19 protein-coding genes are annotated in these 21,473 nt (G+C 69.3%); 14 read left to right on the top strand and 5 right to left on the bottom strand.

Annotated features, from left to right (window positions below; all coding sequences use genetic code 11):
- The first annotated feature begins 51 nt into the window (after nt 1-51).
- Both DVH23_RS03650 and DVH23_RS03645 read left to right on the top strand, forming a co-directional pair.
- Nucleotides 52-765 carry a hypothetical protein gene (locus DVH23_RS03650; RefSeq protein ID WP_114576083.1) on the top strand — a complete coding sequence of 238 codons (714 nt, stop codon included), beginning with the start codon at nt 52-54 and terminating at the stop codon, nt 763-765.
- Nucleotides 766-1,041: 276 nt separating this feature from the next.
- Nucleotides 1,042-2,034 (top strand): hypothetical protein, encoded by a 993-nt coding sequence (locus DVH23_RS03645; RefSeq protein WP_114576082.1) that lies wholly within the window; start codon nt 1,042-1,044, stop codon nt 2,032-2,034.
- Nucleotides 2,035-2,174: 140 nt separating this feature from the next.
- Here the strand turns inward: DVH23_RS03645 and DVH23_RS03640 are convergent, their stop codons facing one another.
- Nucleotides 2,175-2,960 (bottom strand): winged helix-turn-helix domain-containing protein, encoded by a 786-nt coding sequence (locus tag DVH23_RS03640; RefSeq protein WP_114576081.1) that lies wholly within the window; start codon nt 2,958-2,960, stop codon nt 2,175-2,177.
- 364 nt (nt 2,961-3,324) lie between these two features.
- Here DVH23_RS03640 and DVH23_RS03630 point away from each other — a divergent pair, with 364 nt between their 5' ends.
- From DVH23_RS03630 to DVH23_RS03605, 6 genes are all read left to right on the top strand, one after another.
- On the top strand, nt 3,325-4,320 hold the full coding sequence (locus tag DVH23_RS03630) for a Gfo/Idh/MocA family protein (RefSeq protein ID WP_114576079.1): 996 nt from the start codon (nt 3,325-3,327) through the stop codon (nt 4,318-4,320).
- Nucleotides 4,317-5,240 (top strand): NAD-dependent epimerase/dehydratase family protein, encoded by a 924-nt coding sequence (locus tag DVH23_RS03625; protein ID WP_114576078.1) that lies wholly within the window; start codon nt 4,317-4,319, stop codon nt 5,238-5,240. The genes DVH23_RS03630 and DVH23_RS03625 overlap by 4 nt, the downstream gene beginning before the upstream one ends.
- 51 nt (nt 5,241-5,291) lie before the next feature.
- A complete protein-coding gene (locus tag DVH23_RS03620) occupies nt 5,292-6,722 on the top strand; it encodes a polysaccharide biosynthesis C-terminal domain-containing protein (RefSeq protein ID WP_114576077.1) in 1,431 nt (476 codons plus the stop codon).
- 168 nt (nt 6,723-6,890) lie between these two features.
- Nucleotides 6,891-8,126, top strand: a complete 1,236-nt coding sequence (locus DVH23_RS03615) for a hypothetical protein (protein WP_157972315.1) — start codon at nt 6,891-6,893, stop codon at nt 8,124-8,126.
- Between the two features lie 52 nt (nt 8,127-8,178).
- Nucleotides 8,179-9,126, top strand: a complete 948-nt coding sequence (locus DVH23_RS03610; protein WP_114576075.1) for an NAD-dependent epimerase/dehydratase family protein — start codon at nt 8,179-8,181, stop codon at nt 9,124-9,126.
- A gap of 51 nt (nt 9,127-9,177) precedes the next feature.
- Nucleotides 9,178-10,416 (top strand): hypothetical protein, encoded by a 1,239-nt coding sequence (locus DVH23_RS03605; protein ID WP_114576074.1) that lies wholly within the window; start codon nt 9,178-9,180, stop codon nt 10,414-10,416.
- Between the two features lie 27 nt (nt 10,417-10,443).
- On the opposite strand, the gene DVH23_RS03600 is transcribed toward DVH23_RS03605, so the two are convergent.
- A complete protein-coding gene (locus DVH23_RS03600; protein ID WP_114576073.1) occupies nt 10,444-11,220 on the bottom strand; it encodes a polysaccharide deacetylase family protein in 777 nt (258 codons plus the stop codon).
- A gap of 136 nt (nt 11,221-11,356) precedes the next feature.
- Here DVH23_RS03600 and wecB point away from each other — a divergent pair, with 136 nt between their 5' ends.
- The 5 genes from wecB to DVH23_RS03575 are packed head-to-tail and all read left to right on the top strand — an operon-like array spanning nt 11,357 to nt 16,674.
- Entirely contained in the window at nt 11,357-12,475 is a 1,119-nt protein-coding gene (wecB, locus tag DVH23_RS03595; protein WP_114576072.1) for a non-hydrolyzing UDP-N-acetylglucosamine 2-epimerase, read from the top strand.
- Nucleotides 12,465-13,703 carry a glycosyltransferase family 4 protein gene (locus DVH23_RS03590; RefSeq protein WP_114576071.1) on the top strand — a complete coding sequence of 413 codons (1,239 nt, stop codon included), beginning with the start codon at nt 12,465-12,467 and terminating at the stop codon, nt 13,701-13,703. Before wecB ends, DVH23_RS03590 begins: the two co-directional genes overlap by 11 nt.
- Nucleotides 13,700-14,950, top strand: a complete 1,251-nt coding sequence (locus DVH23_RS03585; RefSeq protein WP_114576070.1) for a glycosyltransferase family 4 protein — start codon at nt 13,700-13,702, stop codon at nt 14,948-14,950. Before DVH23_RS03590 ends, DVH23_RS03585 begins: the two co-directional genes overlap by 4 nt.
- Entirely contained in the window at nt 14,943-15,872 is a 930-nt protein-coding gene (locus tag DVH23_RS03580; RefSeq protein ID WP_114576069.1) for a glycosyltransferase, read from the top strand. Before DVH23_RS03585 ends, DVH23_RS03580 begins: the two co-directional genes overlap by 8 nt.
- Nucleotides 15,873-15,900: 28 nt before the next feature.
- Nucleotides 15,901-16,674 (top strand): glycosyltransferase family 2 protein, encoded by a 774-nt coding sequence (locus tag DVH23_RS03575; protein ID WP_114576068.1) that lies wholly within the window; start codon nt 15,901-15,903, stop codon nt 16,672-16,674.
- A 31-nt stretch (nt 16,675-16,705) separates the two neighbouring features.
- On the opposite strand, the gene DVH23_RS03570 is transcribed toward DVH23_RS03575, so the two are convergent.
- Nucleotides 16,706-18,304, bottom strand: a complete 1,599-nt coding sequence (locus DVH23_RS03570; RefSeq protein WP_114576067.1) for a hypothetical protein — start codon at nt 18,302-18,304, stop codon at nt 16,706-16,708.
- Nucleotides 18,301-20,304 (bottom strand): hypothetical protein, encoded by a 2,004-nt coding sequence (locus tag DVH23_RS03565; protein ID WP_114576066.1) that lies wholly within the window; start codon nt 20,302-20,304, stop codon nt 18,301-18,303. Before DVH23_RS03565 ends, DVH23_RS03570 begins: the two co-directional genes overlap by 4 nt.
- 85 nt (nt 20,305-20,389) lie before the next feature.
- Between DVH23_RS03565 and DVH23_RS23460 the strand changes: the two genes are divergently transcribed.
- Complete coding sequence (locus DVH23_RS23460; RefSeq protein WP_157972314.1) at nt 20,390-20,659, top strand: hypothetical protein; 270 nt, start codon at nt 20,390-20,392, stop codon at nt 20,657-20,659.
- Here DVH23_RS23460 and DVH23_RS03560 read toward each other — a convergent pair.
- Complete coding sequence (locus tag DVH23_RS03560; protein WP_114576065.1) at nt 20,543-21,352, bottom strand: hypothetical protein; 810 nt, start codon at nt 21,350-21,352, stop codon at nt 20,543-20,545. The two genes, DVH23_RS23460 and DVH23_RS03560, sit on opposite strands and share 117 nt — an antisense overlap.
- Nucleotides 21,353-21,473: the final 121 nt, after the last annotated feature.

Here is a 21,473-nt window from a genome sequence, read left to right as displayed (position 1 = left end):
TCTGAACCATCCAACTCGGGTGGCACATCCGAAGGGCCTCGAGCACGTCCGATGGGAGTGCACCGCCGATCGATCGTGGGCGCTCTCGTTGGGTGCGTTACTCTGAGCCTGAGTGGCTGTCTCAGCACGGAGGCCATTACCGATCGGGTCAAAGCCGAAGCCACGGATCGCGCGGGTGACGAACTCGGCGAACGGGTTGGTATCGATATCGAGATTCCCGACGATCCACCCGAAACCAACGACGACGAGTGGCGACTGTACGAGTTCGGAGCCGGTGAACACTACGAGTACCGTGTCGAGAGCGAGGAAGACGGGGCTGGCGTCTTTCTCTGGACCGTCGAAGACGCCGGTGACGACCGTCTGACCGTCGAAACCGAGCTGACATACGAAGAGGGTGAAGAGTTCGCCCGGACGGTGACCGGAACCGAGGACGAGATCTTCTCGCAGCTGATGACGACTCCGGCTGCGATCTTCATCGGCTCGGGATTGCACTCGCCCCACGTCGCGGCCAACGAAGGCGTGTACGTCGGGTACGAGTGGCGCTTCGGCACTGAGGAGGGCAGCCTGCGGTACGCAGTCGAGGATACTGCCTCCTACGTCGGAACGGAGTGTTACGTGGCCGTAACGGAGATCAACGACACGGTCGTCCACGAGAGCTGTCTCGCACCCGAGCTCGCGTTTCCGGCATACGTCGCGTACTATGACGACGAGACGGGTGAGACGCTTCTCGAAATGGAGCTGGTCGAGTATAGCGGAAGCGAATAACACCCACTGAGACGGACCAATGAGAACGGAAGACACCGAAACCAACGGAGAACCGACCGACGAACGGGCCGAAGAAAGAACAACCGCGGATCCAATTGGTGTGGAGACACCCGATTGGGCATCAAGGATGATCGGAGCGGCCAGCGACCGTACAACCCGAGCCGATCAGCAAAGAGGGATTCGGGAGATGGGTCCTGTTGGAATCGCGCATGTGACTGGCTGTCTTGGTCGCAGCGAGACGTGGGCCGCCACGGTGAGTGACGACTTAGAACACCAATGAAACTACACTTCATCAAAGCGACCGGCGTCTTCTTTCGGACGTTGCCGTTCGTCGCACTACGACTCGCCGTCGGAGGGCTGTTCGGTCTCCTGACAGTTCTCTACTTCGGGGTCATTGGGTGGCTAGTACTTACGCTGCTGGACGCGGGGACCCTCTCCGGACCGATCGCCGGGATCGGGCTGTTCATTGCGACGCTTATCTTCCTCGGTGTGATGCGACTCGCAAGGCGATACGTCCTGTATCTGGTTGCCGCGGGCCACATCGCCGTCATCGCCCATATCGTCGACACGGGTGAGACCCCATCGAATCAGATCGCGTTCGGGACGAGCAAAGTAAAGGAGAACTTCGCGGGGGCGAGCGCACTGTTCGTCGTCGATCAGCTGGTGAAATCGGTCATCAGGCAGTTCAACAATACGGTGATCTCGCTGTCGAATCTCCTGAGTTTCGTCCCGACGCTCGGCAACATCCTTGCGGTGCTTCGCCGAGGGATCGCACTCGCCGCTTCCTACATCGACGAGGCAATCCTCGCACACGTCTTCCTCAACGAGGACCAGAACAACTGGCGGGCCGCTCGCGACGGGGTAGTGCTCTACGGCAAGACCTGGAAGCCGGTGCTAGCGTCGACGCTCATCATCGTCCTCGGAATGTATGCGGTTGCGTTCGGCGTTTTGTTAGGCTTGACCCCGTTGGCGGCCGTCTTCGGTGGCCTCTCGCCGACGTATGAGATCCTCGGCTGGGTCGTCGTCGGTGGAATTGCGCTGACGGTCTACCTCGGCGTGCTCCGCCCCTGGGTCAAGACGGTCGTGATTACGACGTTCCTCGTCGAATCCCGAGAGCTGACACCGGACAGCGACACGATGGACTTCATCGCGACTCGTTCGCAGAAGTTCAACGAACTCGTGGCCAACGCGGAAGCCGAAGCATCCGATGACCCATCACCTGGTGACGTCCCGGGTAATGAATTACCCCGCGACGAAAAACCAACATGAGGAGTTCGGCACCGTTCGGCCGGATTATTCGAGATCGATAGTTCTGATACGCAACCTGTGACTACAGTTCACATGGACATCGATTCGCTCCGGCCGGACCACGTCGGGGCCACCAGGAGATCCGACCCTCGACCCCGGAGCTATCGCCCGACCCACGCGTTCAGCGGCGTCGCCCGTTTCTGAAGCGATCGGAACCGGCCGTCGAGCCACGCCCACGCCGCCGGCGAGTCGGACTCGACGATCACCGTCGGCAGGCCGCTGGTCGGGTCGTGGCCCGACACCGAGACGTCGTCGCGGTCGACCGAGAACGTAAAGGGGACGGCCTCGTCGGGGACGACTCCGATCGAGAGGTGGGGCGCCTCGAGCGCGTCGAGGAACGCCTCGCCGCCGACGGCGTCGTGGGCCGCAAGCGCGCGCTCGGCGAACAGCCACTCGATGCGGTCTTTGGTGTCGACGATCTCCCGGGCGTCCTCGAGCAGTCCCGTCGGACTCGCGCTCGAGACGACGCCGCGGGGGTCGTGGGCGGCCTCGAAGCGTTCGATCGCGCGGTCGGCGACGCGGTAGGGGTCGGTCGCGTCGACGGTCGTCACCGTCGGATCGGTCAGCGTGTGGGCGTGGTCGAGCAGGTCGGGGTGGGAGACGACCTCGAACAGCGGGTCAAGGCGGTCGATCGCCTCGATGCCCTCGAGAAAGGTTTCCGCCAGCCGGCCGAAGGCCTCGCCCCGTGTGGTCGTCCGGTAGCCGTCCGCGGTCCGCTCTACGTACTCCTGGTCGGCGAGAGCGACCGTCATCCGGTAGACCGTCGTGCGCGAGACGTCGGTCGCCTCGGCGAGTTCCCGTCTCGTCCGCGGGGCATTCCGGCACGCCTCGAGGATCGGGGCGTACCGGAGGCGGTCCATCGCGTCCGCCCGTCGATCTCCGGCCATGCTCGCGTGGTTCGAGGAGCGCCGGTATAACGGTTCACTGACGAACGGGCTGTTCGCGGGTGAACAACCGTTCGAACGGTGGGTATATTTCTCCGTTCGTCAACCGATAGATGATGTCTGGCGGGCGGTCTATCGGTGGTGGGGGAAGGCAGTGGCGGTCGTCGCACCGACGATACGCCACTCGGTCGACGACGACGGGCCCGCTCGGACATCGATCGCGGAGATTGGAGAGGACGGTCCGAACGGGCCGGTTCTCCCGGGGCTCTCGATGTCGACGCCGGGGACCCCGGTTCGCCGACGCCGAAAACCGGACCGGGAGAGGAGCGTCGCCGGGGTTTAAGCGAAGGAGGGTCGAGAAGCCGGCATGGACGAGCTTGCTGTCGGGGTGATCGGTGGTGGCTGGATGGCGAGCGACTACCACCTCCCGACGTACGACGAGCACCCGGCGACCCGGGTCGCCGGGATCGCAGAACTCGACGACCGGCGTCGGCGCGAACTCGCCGAGCAGTACGGCGTTCCGGGCTACGCGACGATCGAGGAACTCCTCGACGGCGAGCGGATCGACGTCGTGAGCATCTGTACGCCGCCGGCGACCCACCACGACGTCTTCCTTTTGGCCGCGCGGGCGGGCTGTCACGTCTTCTGTGAGAAGCCCCTCGCGATCGACGCCGAGAGTGCTCGGGAGCTCCGTCGAGCGGCAGACGAGAACGGAATCATCACCCAGGTCGGCTACCTCGCTCGCTACTACGGCAACGCGGAGCGGGCGATGGCGATGCTCCGCAACGACCTGCTCGGGGAGCTACTCGAGGTCCGGACGAGCCACCACTCGACGCTGCCCGGCCAGCGGTGGTACTTCGATCCCGCCCTCTCGGGCGGCGGCGTCATGCGGGACCTGTTGCCCCACAGCCTCGACGTCTACATCGACCTCTTCGGCGAGGCGACCGTCGAGCGGTGTCGAACCCGCGAGATCCACGGCCGGGGCGTCGAGGACACCGCAACCCTCGAACTCCTCGCAGGGGAGGTCCCGATCGAGATCACGGTCGGCTGGACCCACACCGAAGGGTATACCCGCCACGTCGCCGTCGGCACCGAGGGCTGGCTCGAGTACGACGGCGAGCGCCTCGAGGGCGCCGTCCACGGCCGCCCCTTCGAGTTCGAGAACGGGGAGTCGCCGCTCGTCGACGTCGGGCTGACGAAGCTGTACGGCGCGACCGACGACGACGCCCACACCGAACGGATCCGCGATTTCGTCGAGCACGTGGTTCGAGGGGACCCCGAGACGCAGGCACCCGTGTCCCGGGGAGTACGCGTCGCGGAGACGATCGACTCGGCCTACGACTTCGCGGAGGAGAGCCAATGAGAACGCTCGTCACGGGCGCGACGGGATTCGTCGGGATCAATTTGATCCACCGGCTCGCCGAGAGCGACCGGGAGCCGATCGCCCTGCTCCGGCCCGGCGCCGACCGGCGCCGGCTCCCCGAGGGCGTCGAGGTCGTCCGCGGCGACATCCTCGATCCCGACTCCCTCGAGGGCGCCCTTTCGGGAATCGACGCCGTCGTCCACCTCGCGGCGTCGGTCTACCCCCACCCCGAGATGACCCGGATCAACGTCGAGGGCACGGAGAACCTGCTCGAGGCTGCGGCCGACGCCGACGTCGAGCGCGTCGTCTTCGCGAGCACGATCGGCGCCCACCCGGAGGTCCCCACGGATCTCGACTCCGTCTACCAGCGCTCGAAGGTGCGTGCCGACCGACTCTTCGCCGACGGCGAGTGGCCCTTCGAGCACACGATCCTCTATCCGACCTACATCCTCGGCCCGCGGGACTACCGGCTCACCCGCTACGACCTCTTTCAGCGGGCCGACTCGAATCGCCTTCTGGTCCCGCCGCTTTACACCTACGACGAGTACAACATCGTCCACGTCGGCGACGTCGTCGGGACGATCGGCGCCGCCCTCGCGGGGCGGACCGACCGCCGCGAGATCGTCTCGGGCCCCAATCTCACGAACATGGAGGTGCTCCGGTTCGTCGCTCGCGCCGTCGACACGCCGTGTCGGGTCGTGGACGTCCCCTACCCGCTGACGAAGTACGGGGTCGTTCCGGCGATCGACGCCGCCCACCGGCTGGGAGTCTCGCCGGTCGGGGGGAGCGGGTTCGCCGAGCGAAGCGACTACGGCACCCTTCGAGCCGACCTGACCGAGCAGTCGCCGGTCGCCCGGCGTGGCTGGCGGGCGGCGATCGCCGACACCGCTGCGTGGTACCGGGAGGTCGGGCTGTTGTAGATGCGAAAAACACGTCGCGGTCCCGATCCTGTCAGGCCCGTCTCGAGGGCGATGATCCCGCGACGGCTCAACGTCGCGCGGGCGGGCGGACTGCTGTTCGGGGTCGAGGTCGTCGGGGCCGTCGTCGCCTTCGCGAGCACCGTCTACTTCGCGTCGGCGCTCGGGGCGACCCTGCTCGGGGTCTTCTTCCTGTTCGAGGCACTCCTGAGCACCGTCGCGACGGTCGCCGACTTCGGGCTCCGGGGCGCCGTCGAGAAGCGGATCAGCGAGGGCCGGGAGGCCGCCGAGTTACTCGCGGCCGCCCTCCTCCTGAAACTGGCCTTTCTGGGCGCGCTCGCCGCCGTCGTCCTCGCGGCCAGGGAGCCGATCGCGGCCTACGTCGGCGCCGACGTCGCTCCCCTCCTGGTCGTCGCCGCGGTCCTCTACGAGTTCTCGGTACTCACCGTCCACGTCCTCCGCGGTGAGCTCCGGACCGAGGAGACCGCCGCTCTCTATCTCCTCCGCTTGCTGACCTACGTCACTGTGGCGGTCGCGCTCGTCAGACTGGGATACGGCGCCGAGGCGCTGATCTACGGGCTGATCGTGAGCTACGCCGTCATGTGTCTCGTGGGTGTCTCGCGGATCTCGGTCGGGCTCGCACGCCCCTCGATCGACCACTTCCGCTCGCTGATCGCGTTCGCGAAGTTCAACGGGATCTGGGCGCTTGGGGGGTACGTCTACAACACGATGGACCTGCTCGTCGTCGGCTTCTTCCTCAGCCAGGCCCACGTCGCGGGCTACGAACTCGCCTGGCGCGTGACGGTGATGGTCGGACTCGTCGGCGGGGTCGTCTCGGAGACGCTCTTCGCCCAGCTCAGTGCCTGGCGGAGCGCCGGCGAGGAAGAGCGAATCCGCCGGGCGCTCCGGGACGGCCTGACGGCGTCGCTGTTTCTCGTCATCCCCGCCTTTTTCGGCGCGCTCGTGCTCGCTCCCGAAATCCTCGGGTTCGTCTTCGGCCCGGAGTTCGCCATCGCCGCCGGGGCGCTCGCCGTGTTGATGGGCGAGAAGGTAGTCGCCGGGGTCAACAACGTGTTCGACGCCGCGATCCGGGCGTTCGACCGGCCCGACGTCGGCGCCTACGCGACCGTCGGCTCGCTGCTCCTGAACGTCGCCCTGAACGTCGCGCTCGTCCCCCGCTTCGGGCTCGTCGGCGCCGCGGCGGCGACGACGATCGCGATGGTCGCGAACACCGTCGTGCTCTGGTGGGCGCTCGGGCGGCTGACGACCCTCTCCGTTCCGGTCCCGGAACTCGGGGCGTGTCTCGGCGCGGCCGTCGCGATGGCGGTCGTCCTCGTCGGCCTCGAGACCCTGTTGCCGGTGACGACGACGGTGGCGCTTTTCGCCCACATCGGCGTCGGCGGCGCGGTCTACCTGCTCGCGGTCCTCGCCTCGCCGACCCTCCGGGGGAAGGCACTGACGGTCGGAACGCGCTTCATCGGCTAGTCGTGCCGCTGTACGCTTACAGGAAGACTCGACAGACGCCGAGCTGATTTCCGGCCAGTTCGTGGGACTGGATCGAACGGCGCTTCGGAATCGACCCCAGCGTAGTGGATGCCGGCAACGGTAGTTACCACCGTCAATTTGATGTGGTGTCCCTTCCCACGGGTGGTGATGCTCGATTCCTTCGGTAACGAGTCCGACGAACGATCGACTCGACTCTCCCGGCGGCAGTATCTAGCGTATACTGGCGTCGTGGCGGGTGGAGTGATCGGAGGGTCCAACCCGGCCAGCGCGACGAGCGCCGCTGCCGCCGACAGCGGCGTCACCGAGGGGGTCTTCGCGGACCTCGTGGACGGGAACGTGGTCGCGGTCGCCCCGGATCTGGAGGCACCTCGGAGTATCGATCCCGACGGACGGGAGACGCCAATCCAGGACGCACTGGACGTCCTCGCGGAAGGCGGCGGGGGCGAGGTTCGGTTGCCGCCGACGACGGTGTTCGAACGCGGGACGATCGAACCCCCTTCGGACACGGCGATCGTCGGCTTCGGTCCGACCGTCTCCGAGATCGCGATCGCCGACTCCGGGATCGACGGCATCCGCTTTGCCGACCCCGACGGCGTCGCACGCGTCCGTCTCGACGGCTTCGCGCTCAACGGGCCCGGGTTGGAGACCGACTCGGGGGCGGCGATCTCCCACGCCGAGGGCGACACCCAGGACCTCTCGGTCAGTCGCCTCGTCTTCTGGGCCTGGAACGACGCCGTCTACCGGGTCGAGGAGGGCGTCGGTCCCTTCCAGTGTCGCCACGATCTGTTGACCGTCTACGACTGTGACGCCGGAAACGCCGACGGCCTCTTCGAGTTCCGGTCGTGGTACGGCCCGGCGAACTGGTTCGGGACGGTCGCGGTCTACCCGAGCGCTCACCAGAGCGGCGAGAACTCGACGGTTTTCTTCACTCGCGGGGGAACCCAGCGCATTGAGTACCTGACGATGGGCGGGACGGCTGCGCCGGCCGTCCACCAGAAGTGGGACGCCCACGTCGAGATCGACCATCTCCACTGGGAACCGGTCGGCCTCGAATCGACTCCCGAGGCGGTCGTCCGACTCAAGGGCCACGGCCCCGCACGGATCGGGAGCGTCAAACACGTCACCGGGACGGCCGACTACCTCTACGAACTCGCGTACGACCCTTACATGGGTTCTCGCCCGGCCCGGAAGGCGCTGGGGGTCTACTACCCGGTCGGCTCCGAGGCAACGCTCGCGGCAAACGTCGTCGGCCTCGCGGCACCCAACGACCCCGACCACCCCTCCTTTTACTGGGGCAACACGGGTGACGTGGACGTCACCCACGCCGACGAGGAGACGGGCGGGTTCAGGGCCATGGGCGGCGCCGGAACCCCGGTCGGCTGAACCGCGGGACACGAGGATCCGTTTTAAGTGACCGTTCGGAGAACAGGACGGTATGACCGTTGACGGGTCGGCGGACGCGGCGGAGGGTCTCGAGGGCCAGCGGGTGTTGATCACCGGCGGCGGCGGGTTCGTCGGCGGCCACCTCGCTTCCGATCTCGCGAGCGAGGCGGACGTCCGCGTTCTCGACGATTTCTCGAACGGGAGTCGCGACCGGGTGCCTCCGGAGGCCGAGGTCGTCGAGGGCGACGTCCGCGACCCCGATCGCCTGCGCGAGGCGATGGCGGGCGTCGATTGCGTCTTCCACCAGGCCGCCGTCGTCAGCGTCGAGCGCTCCGTCGAGGCCCCCGAGGAGACCCACGGGGTGAACGTGGACGCCACCCTCTCGGTGCTCGAACGGGCCCGCGAGACCGACGCACGGGTCGTCTTCGCCTCGAGCGCGGCGATCTACGGCGCTCCCGAGTCCGTGCCGATCACGGAGGACGCCCCGAAACGGCCGAGTTCGCCCTACGGGCTCGAGAAGCTGGGTGCAGACCAGTACTGCCGGCTCTACGCCGATCTCTACGGCGTCGAGACGGTCGCGCTCCGGTACTTCAATATCTACGGGCCGGGCCAGTCGGGCGGCCCCTACAGCGGCGTCATCGCCAAGTTCCGATCGCAGGCCCGCGAGGGCGGCCCGATCACGGTCCAGGGCGACGGCTCCCAGACCCGCGACTTCGTCCACGTCTCCGATATCGTCCGGGCGAACCGCCTCGCGGCGACGACCCCCCACACGGGCGAGGCGTTCAACGTCGGCACCGGCCGGTCGATCGACGTCGCGACGCTCGCCCGGGTCGTGGGCGAGGCCGCCGGCGGCGTCGAGGTCGTCCACACCGATCCCAGAAGCGGCGACATTCGGAACAGTCTCGCCGACGTCTCGAAGGCACGGTCCGTGTTAGGCTACGAGCCGACGGTCGATCTCGAGTCGGGGATCGAGGCGCTCCTCGCCGACGGATCCACGTGAGCCCCCGCGGCCGGGGACACCCTCATGTAGCGGCGAACCGTACGGCTCCCGATGGCCGACCCCTCCGACGGTCGCTACGAGCCGGACGATATCGCCCGGGGACTCTCGCGGCGCCGCTACCTCTCCGCGACGGGCGTCGCGGCGGGCCTCGCTGGCTGTCTCGATCGGTCGTCGCTCCCGTTCGGCTCGAACCCCGCCCCGGCGGTGGTCTCCGATGAGGTCCTCGTCGCCCTCCTCGCGGGAGACGTGATCGCGCTCGCCGAGAGGGAGGGGCCACAGGCGGTCGATCCCGACGAGACCGACCGACCCGTCCGGGACGCCCTCGAGATCCTCGCGGACAACGGCGGCGGCGAGGTCCGCCTGCCGCCGACGGCAGTGGTCGAACGCGGGACGATCGAGCCCCCCTCCGACACGTCGATCGTCGGCTTCGGTCCGACCGTCTCCGAGATCACGATCGCCGAACCCGGAATCGACGGGATCCGGTTTACCGACCCCGACGGCGTCGCACGGGTCCGCCTCGACGGGTTCGTGCTCAACGGGCCCGGCCTCGAAACGGCGTCGGGCGCCGCGATCCGCCACGCGGAGGGCGACACCCAGGACCTCTCGGTCGGCCGGCTCGTCCTCTGGGGATGGACCGACGCGGTCTATCGCGTCGAGGAGGGCGTCGGTCCGTTCCAGTGTCGCCACGATCTGTTGACCGTCTACGAGTGTGACGCCGGAAACGCCGACGGCCTCTTCGAGTTCCGGTCGTCGTACGGGCCGGCGAACTGGTTCGGGACGGTCGCCGTCTACCCGAACGCTCACCAGAGCGGCGAGAACTCGACGATCCTGTTCACCCGCGGGGGAACCCAGCGCATCGACCACCTGACGATGGGCGGAACCGCGGCGCCCGCGATCCACCAACAGCGAGACGCCCACCTCGACGTCGGTCACCTCCACTGGGAGCCGGTCGGCCTCGAATCGACCCCCGAGGCGATCGTCCGACTCGAGGGTTACGGCCCCGCACGGATCGGGAGTGTCAAACACGTCACCGGGTCGGGGAACTACTGTTACCGACTCGAGTACGATCCGTATACCGACGCCCTGCCGGCCCGCAAGGCGCTCGGTGTCTACTACCCGACCCGCCCGGAGGCGACGCTCGCGGAGAACGTGGTCGCGCTCGCGGCGCCCAACGATCCCGATCTCCCCTCGTTTTACTGGGGCAATGCGGACGACGTGGACGTCACCCACACCGACGAGGGGACGGGCGGGTTCAGGGCCATGGGCGGCGCCGGCACGCCGGTCGGCTGATAGGGTCGGAGGAACGGTTTGCCGGCGCTACCGGAGCCGGCGCCATCCCTCCCGAAGGCGGTCGGCGACGCCGGTCAGCTCCCACTCGAGGCGGCTCCGGGGATGCGAGCCGTCGATCCGGGGGATCGAGAGGGGGTCGGTCCTCGGCCCGACCAGGCCGTCCCCGACCGTCGCGTACGAATGGCCGGCAGCGACGAGTTCGGCCGCCTTCGGAGAGGCGTCGCCGTAGGGGTAACAGAACCGATCGATCTCGCAATCGAAGCAGCTCTCGAGGGCCTCCTTCGCTCCGAGAATCTCCTCGCGGAGGCGCTCCTCGTCCTCGATCTCGCCCAGCCAGGGATGACTCCGCGTGTGGTTGCCGATCGTCACCAGCCCGGTCCCGACGAGGTCCTCTATTTCGCTCTCGGTCATGTAGGGGACGCCCCGCTCGGTCTCGCCGCCGATCCGGTCGGCGATCAGAAAGCAGGTCGCCGGAACCGAGAACTCGGAGAGGACGGGCGCGGCCTCGGTCGCGACGCTCCGGAAGCCGTCGTCGAACGTCACCGCGAGCCGGCGCTCGTCGCTCTCCTCGAGAACGGCCGGCAGATCGACGAACTCGTACTCGGCGGCGAGCCGGCGGATCCCCTCGCAAAACTCGGCGGTCGGGAGCGTCCGCCCGCGGGCGTTTCCGGTCCCCGACCCGACGGAGTGGTACATCAACACGGCGTTTCCGGTCGTCGGAACGAGCCGCGAGACGCCGACCCGGCGGTCGATCGCCGCCAGCGCGCTCCAAGCGGCGTCGGTCACGGGGGGGCGCTCGTCCATACTCCCGTATGGCGCGAGCGGTACTTAGTGTCTCGTCGAACGGACCGTCACCGAGCCCGAAAGGATAAGCGCGTTCGCGTCGAGGTCACGCCGAGAGACGTGTTCCGTACCGACTCGATACGGTGGGGGGATCGGCGTGGCAAGTGAGGACCCGGCGCTCGCGTTCGTGTTCGGCACCCGGCCCGAGTTCATCAAGTGTGCGCCCCTGATCAGGGGCGCCGAGCGCCGGGGGATCGGCTTCGAGGTGATCCACACCGGCCAGCACTACTCGCGGGAACTCGACGAGGTGTTCTTCGAGCAACTCGACCTGCCCGAGCCGACGTACAACCTGGAGATCGGATCGGGCTCTCCGGGCCACCAGACCGGCTCGATGATCGCCGCGATCGAGCCCGTGCTGTCGGCGGCCGACCCTGCCGTCGTCGTCGTCCACGGCGACACGAACTCGACGCTCGCGGGCAGCGTGACGACCTGCAAGCTGGAGAGTTCGCTCGCCCACGTCGAGGCGGGGCTTCGAAGCGGCGACCGGAGTATGCCCGAAGAACACAACCGGGTGCTGACCGACCACGCATCCGACCTGCTGTTCGCGCCGACCGATCGCGCCCGCGACCAGCTCGCGGCCGAGGGCATAGAGGCGGGGGTGTGGGTCACGGGCAACACCATCGTCGATGCCGTCCTCGAGGGTCGAGAGATCGCCGCCGAGCGAAGCGACGCTCTCGATCGGCTGGGTCTCGAGCCGGGCGGGTACGTGTTGCTCACCGCCCATCGCGGGGCGAACGTCGACGACCCCGACCGCTTTCGAGCCATCCTCGAGGGCATCGCGCGGGCGGCCCGCGAGCACGATCTGGACTGCGTCTATCCGGCCCATCCCCGAAGCGGGATGCGCCTCCGGACGTTCGGGATCGAGGTCCCCGACCCGATCCGGGTGATCCCTCCCGAGGACTTCCTCAGCTTCCTCGCCCTGGAGAGCGAGGCCGCGCTGGTGGTCACCGACTCGGGGGGCGTCCAGGAGGAGACGGCCGTCCTCGGGACGCCCTGCGTCACCGTCAGGGAGAACACCGAGCGCCAGGAGACGATCGAGATCGGATCGAACCGGCTGGCGGGGAGCGACCCCGACCGGATCGTCGCCGCCGCGCGGGAGATGGTCGGCGCCGGCGGCTGGGAGGCCCCCTACGGCGACGGTCGGGCGGCGGAGCGAATCCTCGACGCCCTGGAGGATCACATCGGCCGCGATACCCCGGAGGACCATGCCGGGTGAGCGCGGCCGGATCGCCGTGGTGAGCCAGCAGTACCCGCCCGAACTCGGGGGCAACGCCTCCCGCGTCGGCGACACGGCCCGCCAGCTCGCCCGCGAGGGCTGGGACGTCTCGGTCGTCGCGCCCCCCCGGTCGTACCCGCCGGGGACCTACCCCTGGTCCTGGACCCGCCACGAGCGCCGCGAGGACGAGGGCGTCTCCGTCCACCGTCTCTGGAGCGTCCAGCCGACCCGTCTCGATCCCCCAGTGAGCCAGCGCCTCGCGTACTACCTCACCTTCGCCGTCCACGCGACGCTCTGGCTCCTCTTCTATCGAAAGCGCTTCGACGCCGTCGTCTGTACGGCGCCGCCGCCGTTTACGGCGATCCCCGGGATCGTCGCGAGCGAGGTGACGGGAAAGCCGTTCGTCGCCGACGTCGGCGACCTCTGGATCGACGCGACCGCGAGCCTGGGGTTCGTCCGCGAGGAGAGCCTCTCGACGCGCCTCGCCCGCCGGTTCGAACACGCGGTCCTCATGCGCGCCGACCGCGTGCTCACCACCACCGACGAGATGAGCCGGCTGATCGAGCGCGCCCACGGCCCGGCGATCGGCGGGCGCCTCGTCGTCGTCCCCAACGCCGTCGATACCGAGCGGTTCCGGCCCGACGCCACGACCGACGGCGGCGAGGGCCACGATGGGGCGACCATCGTCTACACGGGGAACTTCGGCCACGCCCAGGACCTCGAGTCCTGCGTCCGCGCGATGGCCCACGTCGAGGAGCCGGCGACCCTCCGCCTGATCGGGGACGGCGACCTTCGCGGGAGACTCGAGGCCCTCGTCGCCGACCTCGGACTCGGAGACCGGGTCAGCATCGAGGCCCCGATCGACCGGAGTGAGGTGCCTGGCGTCCTCGCCGGCAGCGATATCGGGATCGCGACGCTTCGCGATTCCGATGGGCTCCGGTACGCGGTTCCCTCGAAGACCTACGAGTACATGGCTTCGGGTCTCCCCGTCGTCGGCACCGACATCGGCGCGCTCGCCGAGTTGCTCGCCGAGTCGGGCGCCGGCGTCGTCGCCGAGAACGACCCCGAGGCGCTGGCGGCGGCGTTCGACCGCCTCCATTCGGACCCCGACCTGCGCGCGGAGATGGGCCGGAAAGGGAGAAAACACGCCGTCAAGAACTACGACCGGGCGACGGTCGCCCGAGGGCTGGACGAAACCCTTTGTGACCTGATCGAGAGCCACGCATGACTGCAAATACCACAGCGGAACGGAGCCGAACGGAATCGTCCGCCGACGAAGACCCCTACCGCGTGCTCGCGTGTGCGAGCCACCACCAGAGCCACGTCTTCCAGGTTCGATCCCCGTTCAACCACCGGTCGCTCGACGCGATCAACCGGACCGACGCGAACCTGGACGTCGTCTCGCCGACGCCGTACGCGCCGCCGGTCGGCCCCCACTCCGAGTACGGCGACGTTCCCCAGACCGAGCGCTGGGGCACCTACACCGTCCACTACCCCCGATACTTCTATGCGCTTCCGAAGAGCCGCTTCTATCACGTCTCGGGGGACTCGATGCAAAAACGAGTGGGCCGCTACGTCGAACGGAGCTTCGAGACGCCCCACGACCTCGTCCACGCCTGTGACATCTACATGGACGGCTACGGGATGTTGCCCTACTGCCGGCGCCACGACCTCCCGCTGGTCGTGACGAGCCACGCGAGCGAACTGAAAAACTACGACTCGTTCAACCGGAAGACCCGACGACGCATCCGCGAGACGATCGACTACGCCTCCCGGGTGATCACCGTAAGCGACGAGCTCTCGGCGATCGCCCGGCGGTTCGCGCCCGCCTCGAAGGTGGCGACGGTCCCCATCGGCGAGGACCCCCGGAAGTTCCCGACCGACCGCCGCGAGGAGATCCGGTACGAACTCGGCGTCGGTCCCGACACCAAGCTCCTCCTGTTCGTCGGCGCCTACGTCGACGACAAGGGCGTCGGCGACCTCGTCAAGGCACTCCAGGGGCTCGACCGCGAGGACGTCTACCTCGTGACCGTCGGCCACGAGGGCGACCGCCGGTGGTGGCTGCTCGACCGGATGGGCGAGCTCTCCCACCCGGCCCACTCGTTCTGGCGGCTCGACCCCGTCGCGCTCCGGCGCTGGCAGATCGCCGCCGACGCGTTGGTCCATCCCAGCTGGGCCGAGGCCCGCCCCACGGTGATCTACGAGGCGATGGCCGCGAAGACGCCCGTGGTTGCCACGACCGTCGGCGGCATCCCCGAGATGGTCGACGACGGCGAGACGGGTCGGCTGGTCCCTCCGCGGGACGCCGGTGCGCTCGCGAGTACGCTCGATGACCTGCTCGATCGACCCGAAGAGCTCCGGGCGATGGGCGAGGCGGGCCACGACCGCCTGATCGAGCAGGGCTGGACCTGGCAGCGCCACGCCGAACGGACCGAGGAGATCCACCGCGAGGCGATGGGAGCAGACGATGGCTGACCCCCCGAAAGTCAGCGTCGTCGTCCCGACCTACCAGCGTGCCGCCGTCGTCGGCGGGGCGGTAGACAGTGCGCTCGCCCAGACCGTCGAGGAGATCGAGGTGATCGTCGTAGACGACGGCTCGACCGACGACACCGAGGCCGTGGTCTCGGCCTTTGACGACCCCCGCGTTCAATACGTCGCCCACGACCGAAATCGGGGCCGAAGCGCGGCCCGAAACACGGGAATCGCCCACGCCGAGGGCGAGTACGTCGCCTTCCTCGATTCGGACGACCGGTGGCTCCCCGCCAAACTCGAGCGTCAGCTCTCGGTCCTCGAGGAGCGCTCCCCGGAGTGGATAGGCGCCTACTGCGAGTTCCTGACGCCGCCGCCCTCCCGGCCGGCCGCCCTCGCGGGCTGGCTCTCGCGTGCGTTCGCCGACCCCGCGGTCCGGGAGGGCGGGCGCGCCCTCGCCCGCGAAATCCTGACGATGAACGTCCTCATGGGACCGGGATCGACCTTGCTCGTCGAGCGGGCCGTCCTCGCCGACACGGACGGGTTCGACGAGGAACTGGTCGATCACGAGGACTGGGACCTCGTGCTCCGGTTGCTCGCAGAGGGGAGGATCGCCCACGTCGATGACCCCCTCGTCGTCGTCCCCGAATCCGGCGGCGACCCGCCCGCGGAGGTGCTCGTCGATGCGAAACGGCGATTCCTCCACCGGCACGCCGATCTGATCGACGAACTCGAGGCGGAGGGAACCCCGATCCGGGCGATCCACGAGGTCTCGATCGCGGGGGTCTTCCTCCGGGAGGGCCGGCCCGTCGGCGCCCTTCCCTATCTCGGTCTCCGCACGCTCCGCGAGCCCCGCAACTGGCTCCGGCTGCCGGCGTGGACGGCCGTCGGGCTCCGCCACCACCTCGCCGGGCGGCCGAAACAGTGAACCCCGCGGTCGTCGAACCCCTCGAGCCGTGAGCAGTCACCCGACGGTCTCGGTCGTGATCCCCTACAGCGAGCGCTACACCCCCAGGGCGATGCTGGCGGAGGCCGAGCGGTCCGTCGAACGCCAGTCCGTCCCCACCGAACCGATCGTCGTCGAGGACGTCGAGACGGGTCCCGCCGACGCGAGGAACGCGGGACTCGACCGGGCAGAGACGAGATACGTCGCCTTCCTCGACGCCGACGACCTCTGGAAGCCGGACAAGCTCGAACGCCAGCTCGAGGCGCTTTCCGAAGGGGAGGCGGGGATCTGCGTCGAGGGCGAGCCGATGCCGGTCGAGGAGTTCGTCTACCGGACGTTCGTCGGCGGGATGGACTCGCTTACCTCCTCGATCCTCGTCGATACCGAGCGGGTCGATGCCCGTTTCGAGTCGGGGCTCGCCCGCGGCGAGGACCTCCTTTTCGTCATGGAGGCGGCCTCCGAGGCGGGGGTCCGTCTCCGTCCCGATCTCTTCGCCCGGCGGCGCCACCCCGACAGCGTGATGGCGAGCGGGATCGCCCCCGAGGAGTTCGTCGCCCACGACACCCGGTTTGCGTATCTCGTGGGCCAGCGGGTCCCCGAGGCCCAGCCCTATCTCACCACCTACTACGTCCAGACCTTTACTCGGGCCGGCACCCTGGCCCACGACGCGGGGGAGTACGACCGGGCCGTCGAGTACTTCTCGCGGGCGCTTCGCATCTCCCCGCATCCGTACACGCTCGCGTATCTCTGTCGGAGCCTGCTCGTCCGGGCGCTCTCCCCGTGAGCCGCGGTCGAGTCGGCCGGCGGTGCGGCGATCACGTCCGTCGCCGGGTCACCGCCGACGACAGGGTTCGCGCGACGGTTCGGACCTGCGTCGAGACGTGGTAGGCGTCGAGGAGGCTCCCGTTGGCGTCGATGGCGGTCACCTCGCCGTCGGTCGAGAGCGTGTGTCTGCCGTCCGGGTAGGCGCCGTCGGGGTCGGGCGCGATCCGCCCGACCCGTCGCTCCTCGAACGCCGTCGGCGACAGCGTCTCGACGCGGTTGATAGCGATCGCCCGGCCGTAGCCGCCGGCGCAGTCCTGGGCGGGCCGGTAGAGGGCACCCTCGCGGATCCAGGGGGTGCCCGCGGGCCGGGCCGATCGGACGTCCGTCTTCACCGGGTTGTTCGCGTGGGGGGTCCACTCGCCGGTCGGCGACGGGGCGCAGTAGACGTGGAGGTTCGTCTCGGGGAGGTCGTCGAGTCGCGTACAGAACAGCCACCACCGGTCGCCGTACTCGACGACCGAGGCGTCGAGGATCGGCAGGTCGAGGATCGTCCCGACTCGCTCCCAGTCGTCGGGGGCCGCGAGCCGGTAGAGGGCGACCTCCCCTCCCATCGCCGTCTCGGGGATCACGTACGGTTCCCCCTGGTACTCGAAGCAGTAGGGATAGGAGAGGTGAAACGGCCGTTCGAAGGCCGGACGGGCCGCCTCAAGCCGAAGGGGACCGTCGAGCGGGAGATACGAGAGGGTTCCCAGACCGGTCTCGTAGTCGTACTCCTCGAAGAAGAGGTAGCTCTCGCCGTCGATCCGGGCGGGAAACGGGTCCGCGACGAACCGCCGGGGGTCCGATCGCGGGATCCACTCGAAGGAGACGTCCTCGGGATTGCGGGCGACCTCGTGGATCGGTCGATCCGTGAGTCCGATCGTCCAGCCCGCGCTGCCGCCGCTTACGACCGCGCCGATCGCCCGGGCCTGCCGGCCCAGCAGCGCTCCGATCTCGCGGACGCCGGGCTCGAACGCCGGTCGGTCGGGAGCGTCGGCGGCGCCGACCGACGGTGCCGGTGTGACGCCGTATGCGAGGTCCGTCGCGGCCCGTGCGGGCCAGCCGGCCATCCCGAACAGCACCCGGTCGACGGTCCGGGCCGCCGAGTGGGCGACCGTCGGGAAGACGCCCTCGCGGAGGATCGCCCCGTCGAGCCGCGAGAGCGCGGTCCGGACGGTCACCTCGCCGGCCCGGATCTCGCGGAGGCCGGGGAGCGCGTCGCCGGGGGAGAACCGCCAGACCCCCTCGGAGAAGGCCGATCGAACCGCCTCGGAGAGCGGCCCCGAGTGGAAGTCGAGCAGGACGTCCACGCCGGCCGACGAGAGCCGCTCGGCGGCCCGCTCGTTCGACCGGATCCGGTCCGTGCCCTCGAGTTCGGCGGTGGCGTCGGTCGGCCGAAGCGCCTCGAGGCGCCGGTCGAGCATCGAGCGGTAGGCCCGCCAGGCCGGTCCGGCGTCACGTCCATCGGGATCGGAGCCGTCCACGAGGATCGCCCGTAGGTCGGCGGAATCGGCGTTCCGTAGCTCCCGGAGGCAGGCCACCTGCCAGGCCGGCAGCGTCGGTCCCCGGGCCCGGATCGCGAGACAGACCGGCGAGCCGGGGCCGGTCACGGCACCTCACCCCCGAAGACGCCGTCGAACCCGTCGGGGTCGGCGAGGACGTACGTCCCGCCCCCATCGTGGACGACGGTTCGCTCGGCTATCGCCCGGTCGAACCGGTCCCGGGAGACGCCGAACCAGGACCGATCCGGGGCTAGAAAACTGTTCCCGGCGCCGACGAGCACCGAGTGATCCGTCCAGGCCGAACGGACGACGGCCCGCTCGGACGACGTGGAGAGCCCGTCGGGACCGGCCCGCAGGCCGTCGGTCACCGCCGCGGAGGTCGCAGTCGAGTCGACCGCCCGGTGGGTGACGTAGTCGGAGGCGACCGGTCCCGTCGTGTGATCGTCTACGAACCGTGCCGTGGTCTCGATCGCGGCGTACTCCCGTTCGCTCATCGTCGTCTGTGCGTCGGGTTCGTCGAAGTACACCTCGTCGATGTCGTCGGCGGCGAGGGTCGTGAAGGCAGCGGACGTCCCGAGGGCGGCGACGAGGACCACCGCGAGTGCCGCGTACCGGCGATCGACCTGCGGGCGCCCGAGCGTCCGCACGATCCCGATCCCGAGCGGAAAGACGAGGAAGAAGGCCAGAACGAGGAGGACCCGTTCGACCTGTGGGATCGCCAGGGGAAGCGGGACGAAAAGCGGCGTCGCGGCGATGCCGACGACGAGGACGCCAGCCCGGTGGGCGTAGCGATCGAGCGAGGAGAGGACCTCGTAGAACCCGACGAGCGCGACGGCGGTGACCAAGGTGTAGTAGACGCCGGTCGGCAGCGCCAGCCACTGAAGGGAGCGGCCGACGCTATCGACGACCGGATCGACGCCGTAGAGGTAGACCGGCGCCGACTCCCCGCCGGCGAAGACTTCGGTGACCACCAGCGAGGCCGAGGAGGCGATGTCGAACAGGACGGTGGCCGGCGAGAAGACGAGGTAGGTCGCGATCACGAGAACGCCGAAGACGACCGGGAACGACCGCCGGAAGCGAAACAGTTCCCGGGGCGACGCGGCGCTTTCGCCCTCCGTTCGCGAGAGGAGGGAGGGTGAAAGCGCGACGACCGCGCCCGCGACGAGCACCGGCCCCAGCAAGAAGACGTACGTGAGGTGATGGGTTATCGCGAGCAGGCAGACGAGCCCGACGAGGTAGACACTGTACCCGCGGCGGCGACGCGCCGTCCGGGTGGCCGGAAGCGACGCCGCCGCGTGGAAGCCGACGACGACGAGCGCGATCGCGAGCGCCTGGGGGAAGAAGTACAGCGCGTGATAGGCGACCAGATCGACGGCGGTGACCGCGAGGGCGGCGGCGAGCCCGAGCCGGCGGTCGTCGAACAGCCGGGTCGCCAGCAGGTAGACCGTCGGGACGAGCGCCACGAAGACGACGGTCCCCGTCGAGAGGACGGCGTCGTACGGCCGGAGATGGCCCAGCATCGAGACCGCGCCCGCCAGGAGGTGAAATCCCGGGAAGTAGTCGTAGCCGTAGGGGAGGGAAGCGATCGTCCCCGTCGCCGCGAGGCGGTTGAGGGCGTTGACGTGGGCGAACGTGTCGGTTCCGCCGAAGTAGAAGCCGGTGGTGTGGTACTTGGCGAGTACCGGTACCGCGAACAGGACCGCGATCGAACCGAGGGCCGATCCCGTCGGCCCGCCGCGGCGTATCAGATCGACGGTGAGGAGGTAGCCGACCGGGAGAAAGACGGCGAGCGGGAGCAGTCTGTCGTCAGTCAGGACGGTCGCGGTGAGCGCGAGCGCCCCGAGGGCGAGGACGACCTTCAGCCGCCGGTGGCCGTCGCGGATGGCCGACGCGTCGGCCGGTGTCTCCCCCGCGCTCTCCCCTCGCCGGGTCGCCAGGTAAACCCCGAGTGCGATCGCCGCGCCGACGACGGTGAAGCCGGTTCGGACGGCCGGGGGGATCGGGAACGCCCCGATCGCCGCCAGCGCGGCCGTCCCGCCCGCGCCGGCGAGGACGACCGCGAGGGCGAAGGCGGCGACGGGGTCCCGGATGCCGCGTGGACTCCACATTGGCCTCCAGTTCCAGCCCGGCGAGTAAAACAGTACTGGCGGCCGGCGCCCGCGGTTTTAACCTTCCCGCCGACCCACATCGGGTATGGTCACGGCCGAACAGCGCCGGTTCGTCCGGCTCGTCGCTGGCTGGTCGCTCGCCGTCGTCGTCGGGCTCTCGGCGGCCGGGATGCTCTCGCCGGCCCACTGGCTGGTCGCGACGCTGCTTGGCTTCCTGGCGCTCGTCCAGATCACCGCCTCACGCTTCGTCGTCCCGCCCTGGCGGCGACGCCTCCGGCTCCCGATCGTCGCCGGGATCGGCCTCTTCTGTCTCGCCGCCGGCTACGAACTGGCCGTCCGGGCCGGCCTCCTCTGAGGAGGAGTCCGCGTCCGGTACCCACCGCAGTTCGATCGTCGCGCCCCGCTCGCCGTCCTCGTGGACGTCGGCGACGACCGGGTGGCCGGTTCGCGCGGCGAGACCGACCGCGAGAACGGACACCGCCGGGTGGTCGGTCCGGTCGAGCGCCGGCAGCGCCCAGCCGGCGACCGTCACCGTCGTCTCGCTGCCCTCGACCGAGACGGCCGGATCCACGAGGAGACCGAACCGGCCCGCGAGGTGGTCGCCGATCCGCGCGAGCGTCGCCTCGAGCGGCTCCCCCTCGGGCAGGTCGTCGGCGATCAGCCGATGGATCGTCGCCCCGGTCGGACGGACGCCGTCTTCCGTTCCCCTCTCGAGGGAGCCACCGCCCGGGCGGAGCCGTACCCGTCCGTCCTCGGTCGGAACGTACACCGGAGACCCCTCCATGGCGGTCTCGACGGCCTCGGCCGACGCCTCGAAGACGCTCTCGGCCACCGCCGGCGGGAGGTCGTCGCGGGTCGGAAGGAGGTGGTTCAGCCCCCCCGCGACCAGGAGGGTTCCCGAGAGCGCGACCAGGAGGTCACGACGGGGGATCGAGGCCGACGCGAGCGCGACGAGCAGCCCGAGGGCGCCACAGGCGAGAAGCGCCGTCGTCGCCGCCGTCGGAGAGGCGACGACCGAACCGTCGGCCCGCGTCGAGGACCCGCTCATCGGCCACGATCGGGCCGCCGGAACCGGTCGTGGCGGCCGCCGTCTCGATTGTGAGTCATTCGCGTTCGGCGACGACGTTCGGCTTCCTTAAGACTGTGCTGGCTCCGCGTGCCCACCAGGG

Source organism: Saliphagus sp. LR7, assembly GCF_003344565.1.
GTDB lineage: Archaea > Halobacteriota > Halobacteria > Halobacteriales > Natrialbaceae > Saliphagus > Saliphagus infecundisoli.
The sequence above is the reverse complement of the archived record's forward strand: the minus strand, read 5'-3'. Positions and strand labels throughout refer to the sequence as shown.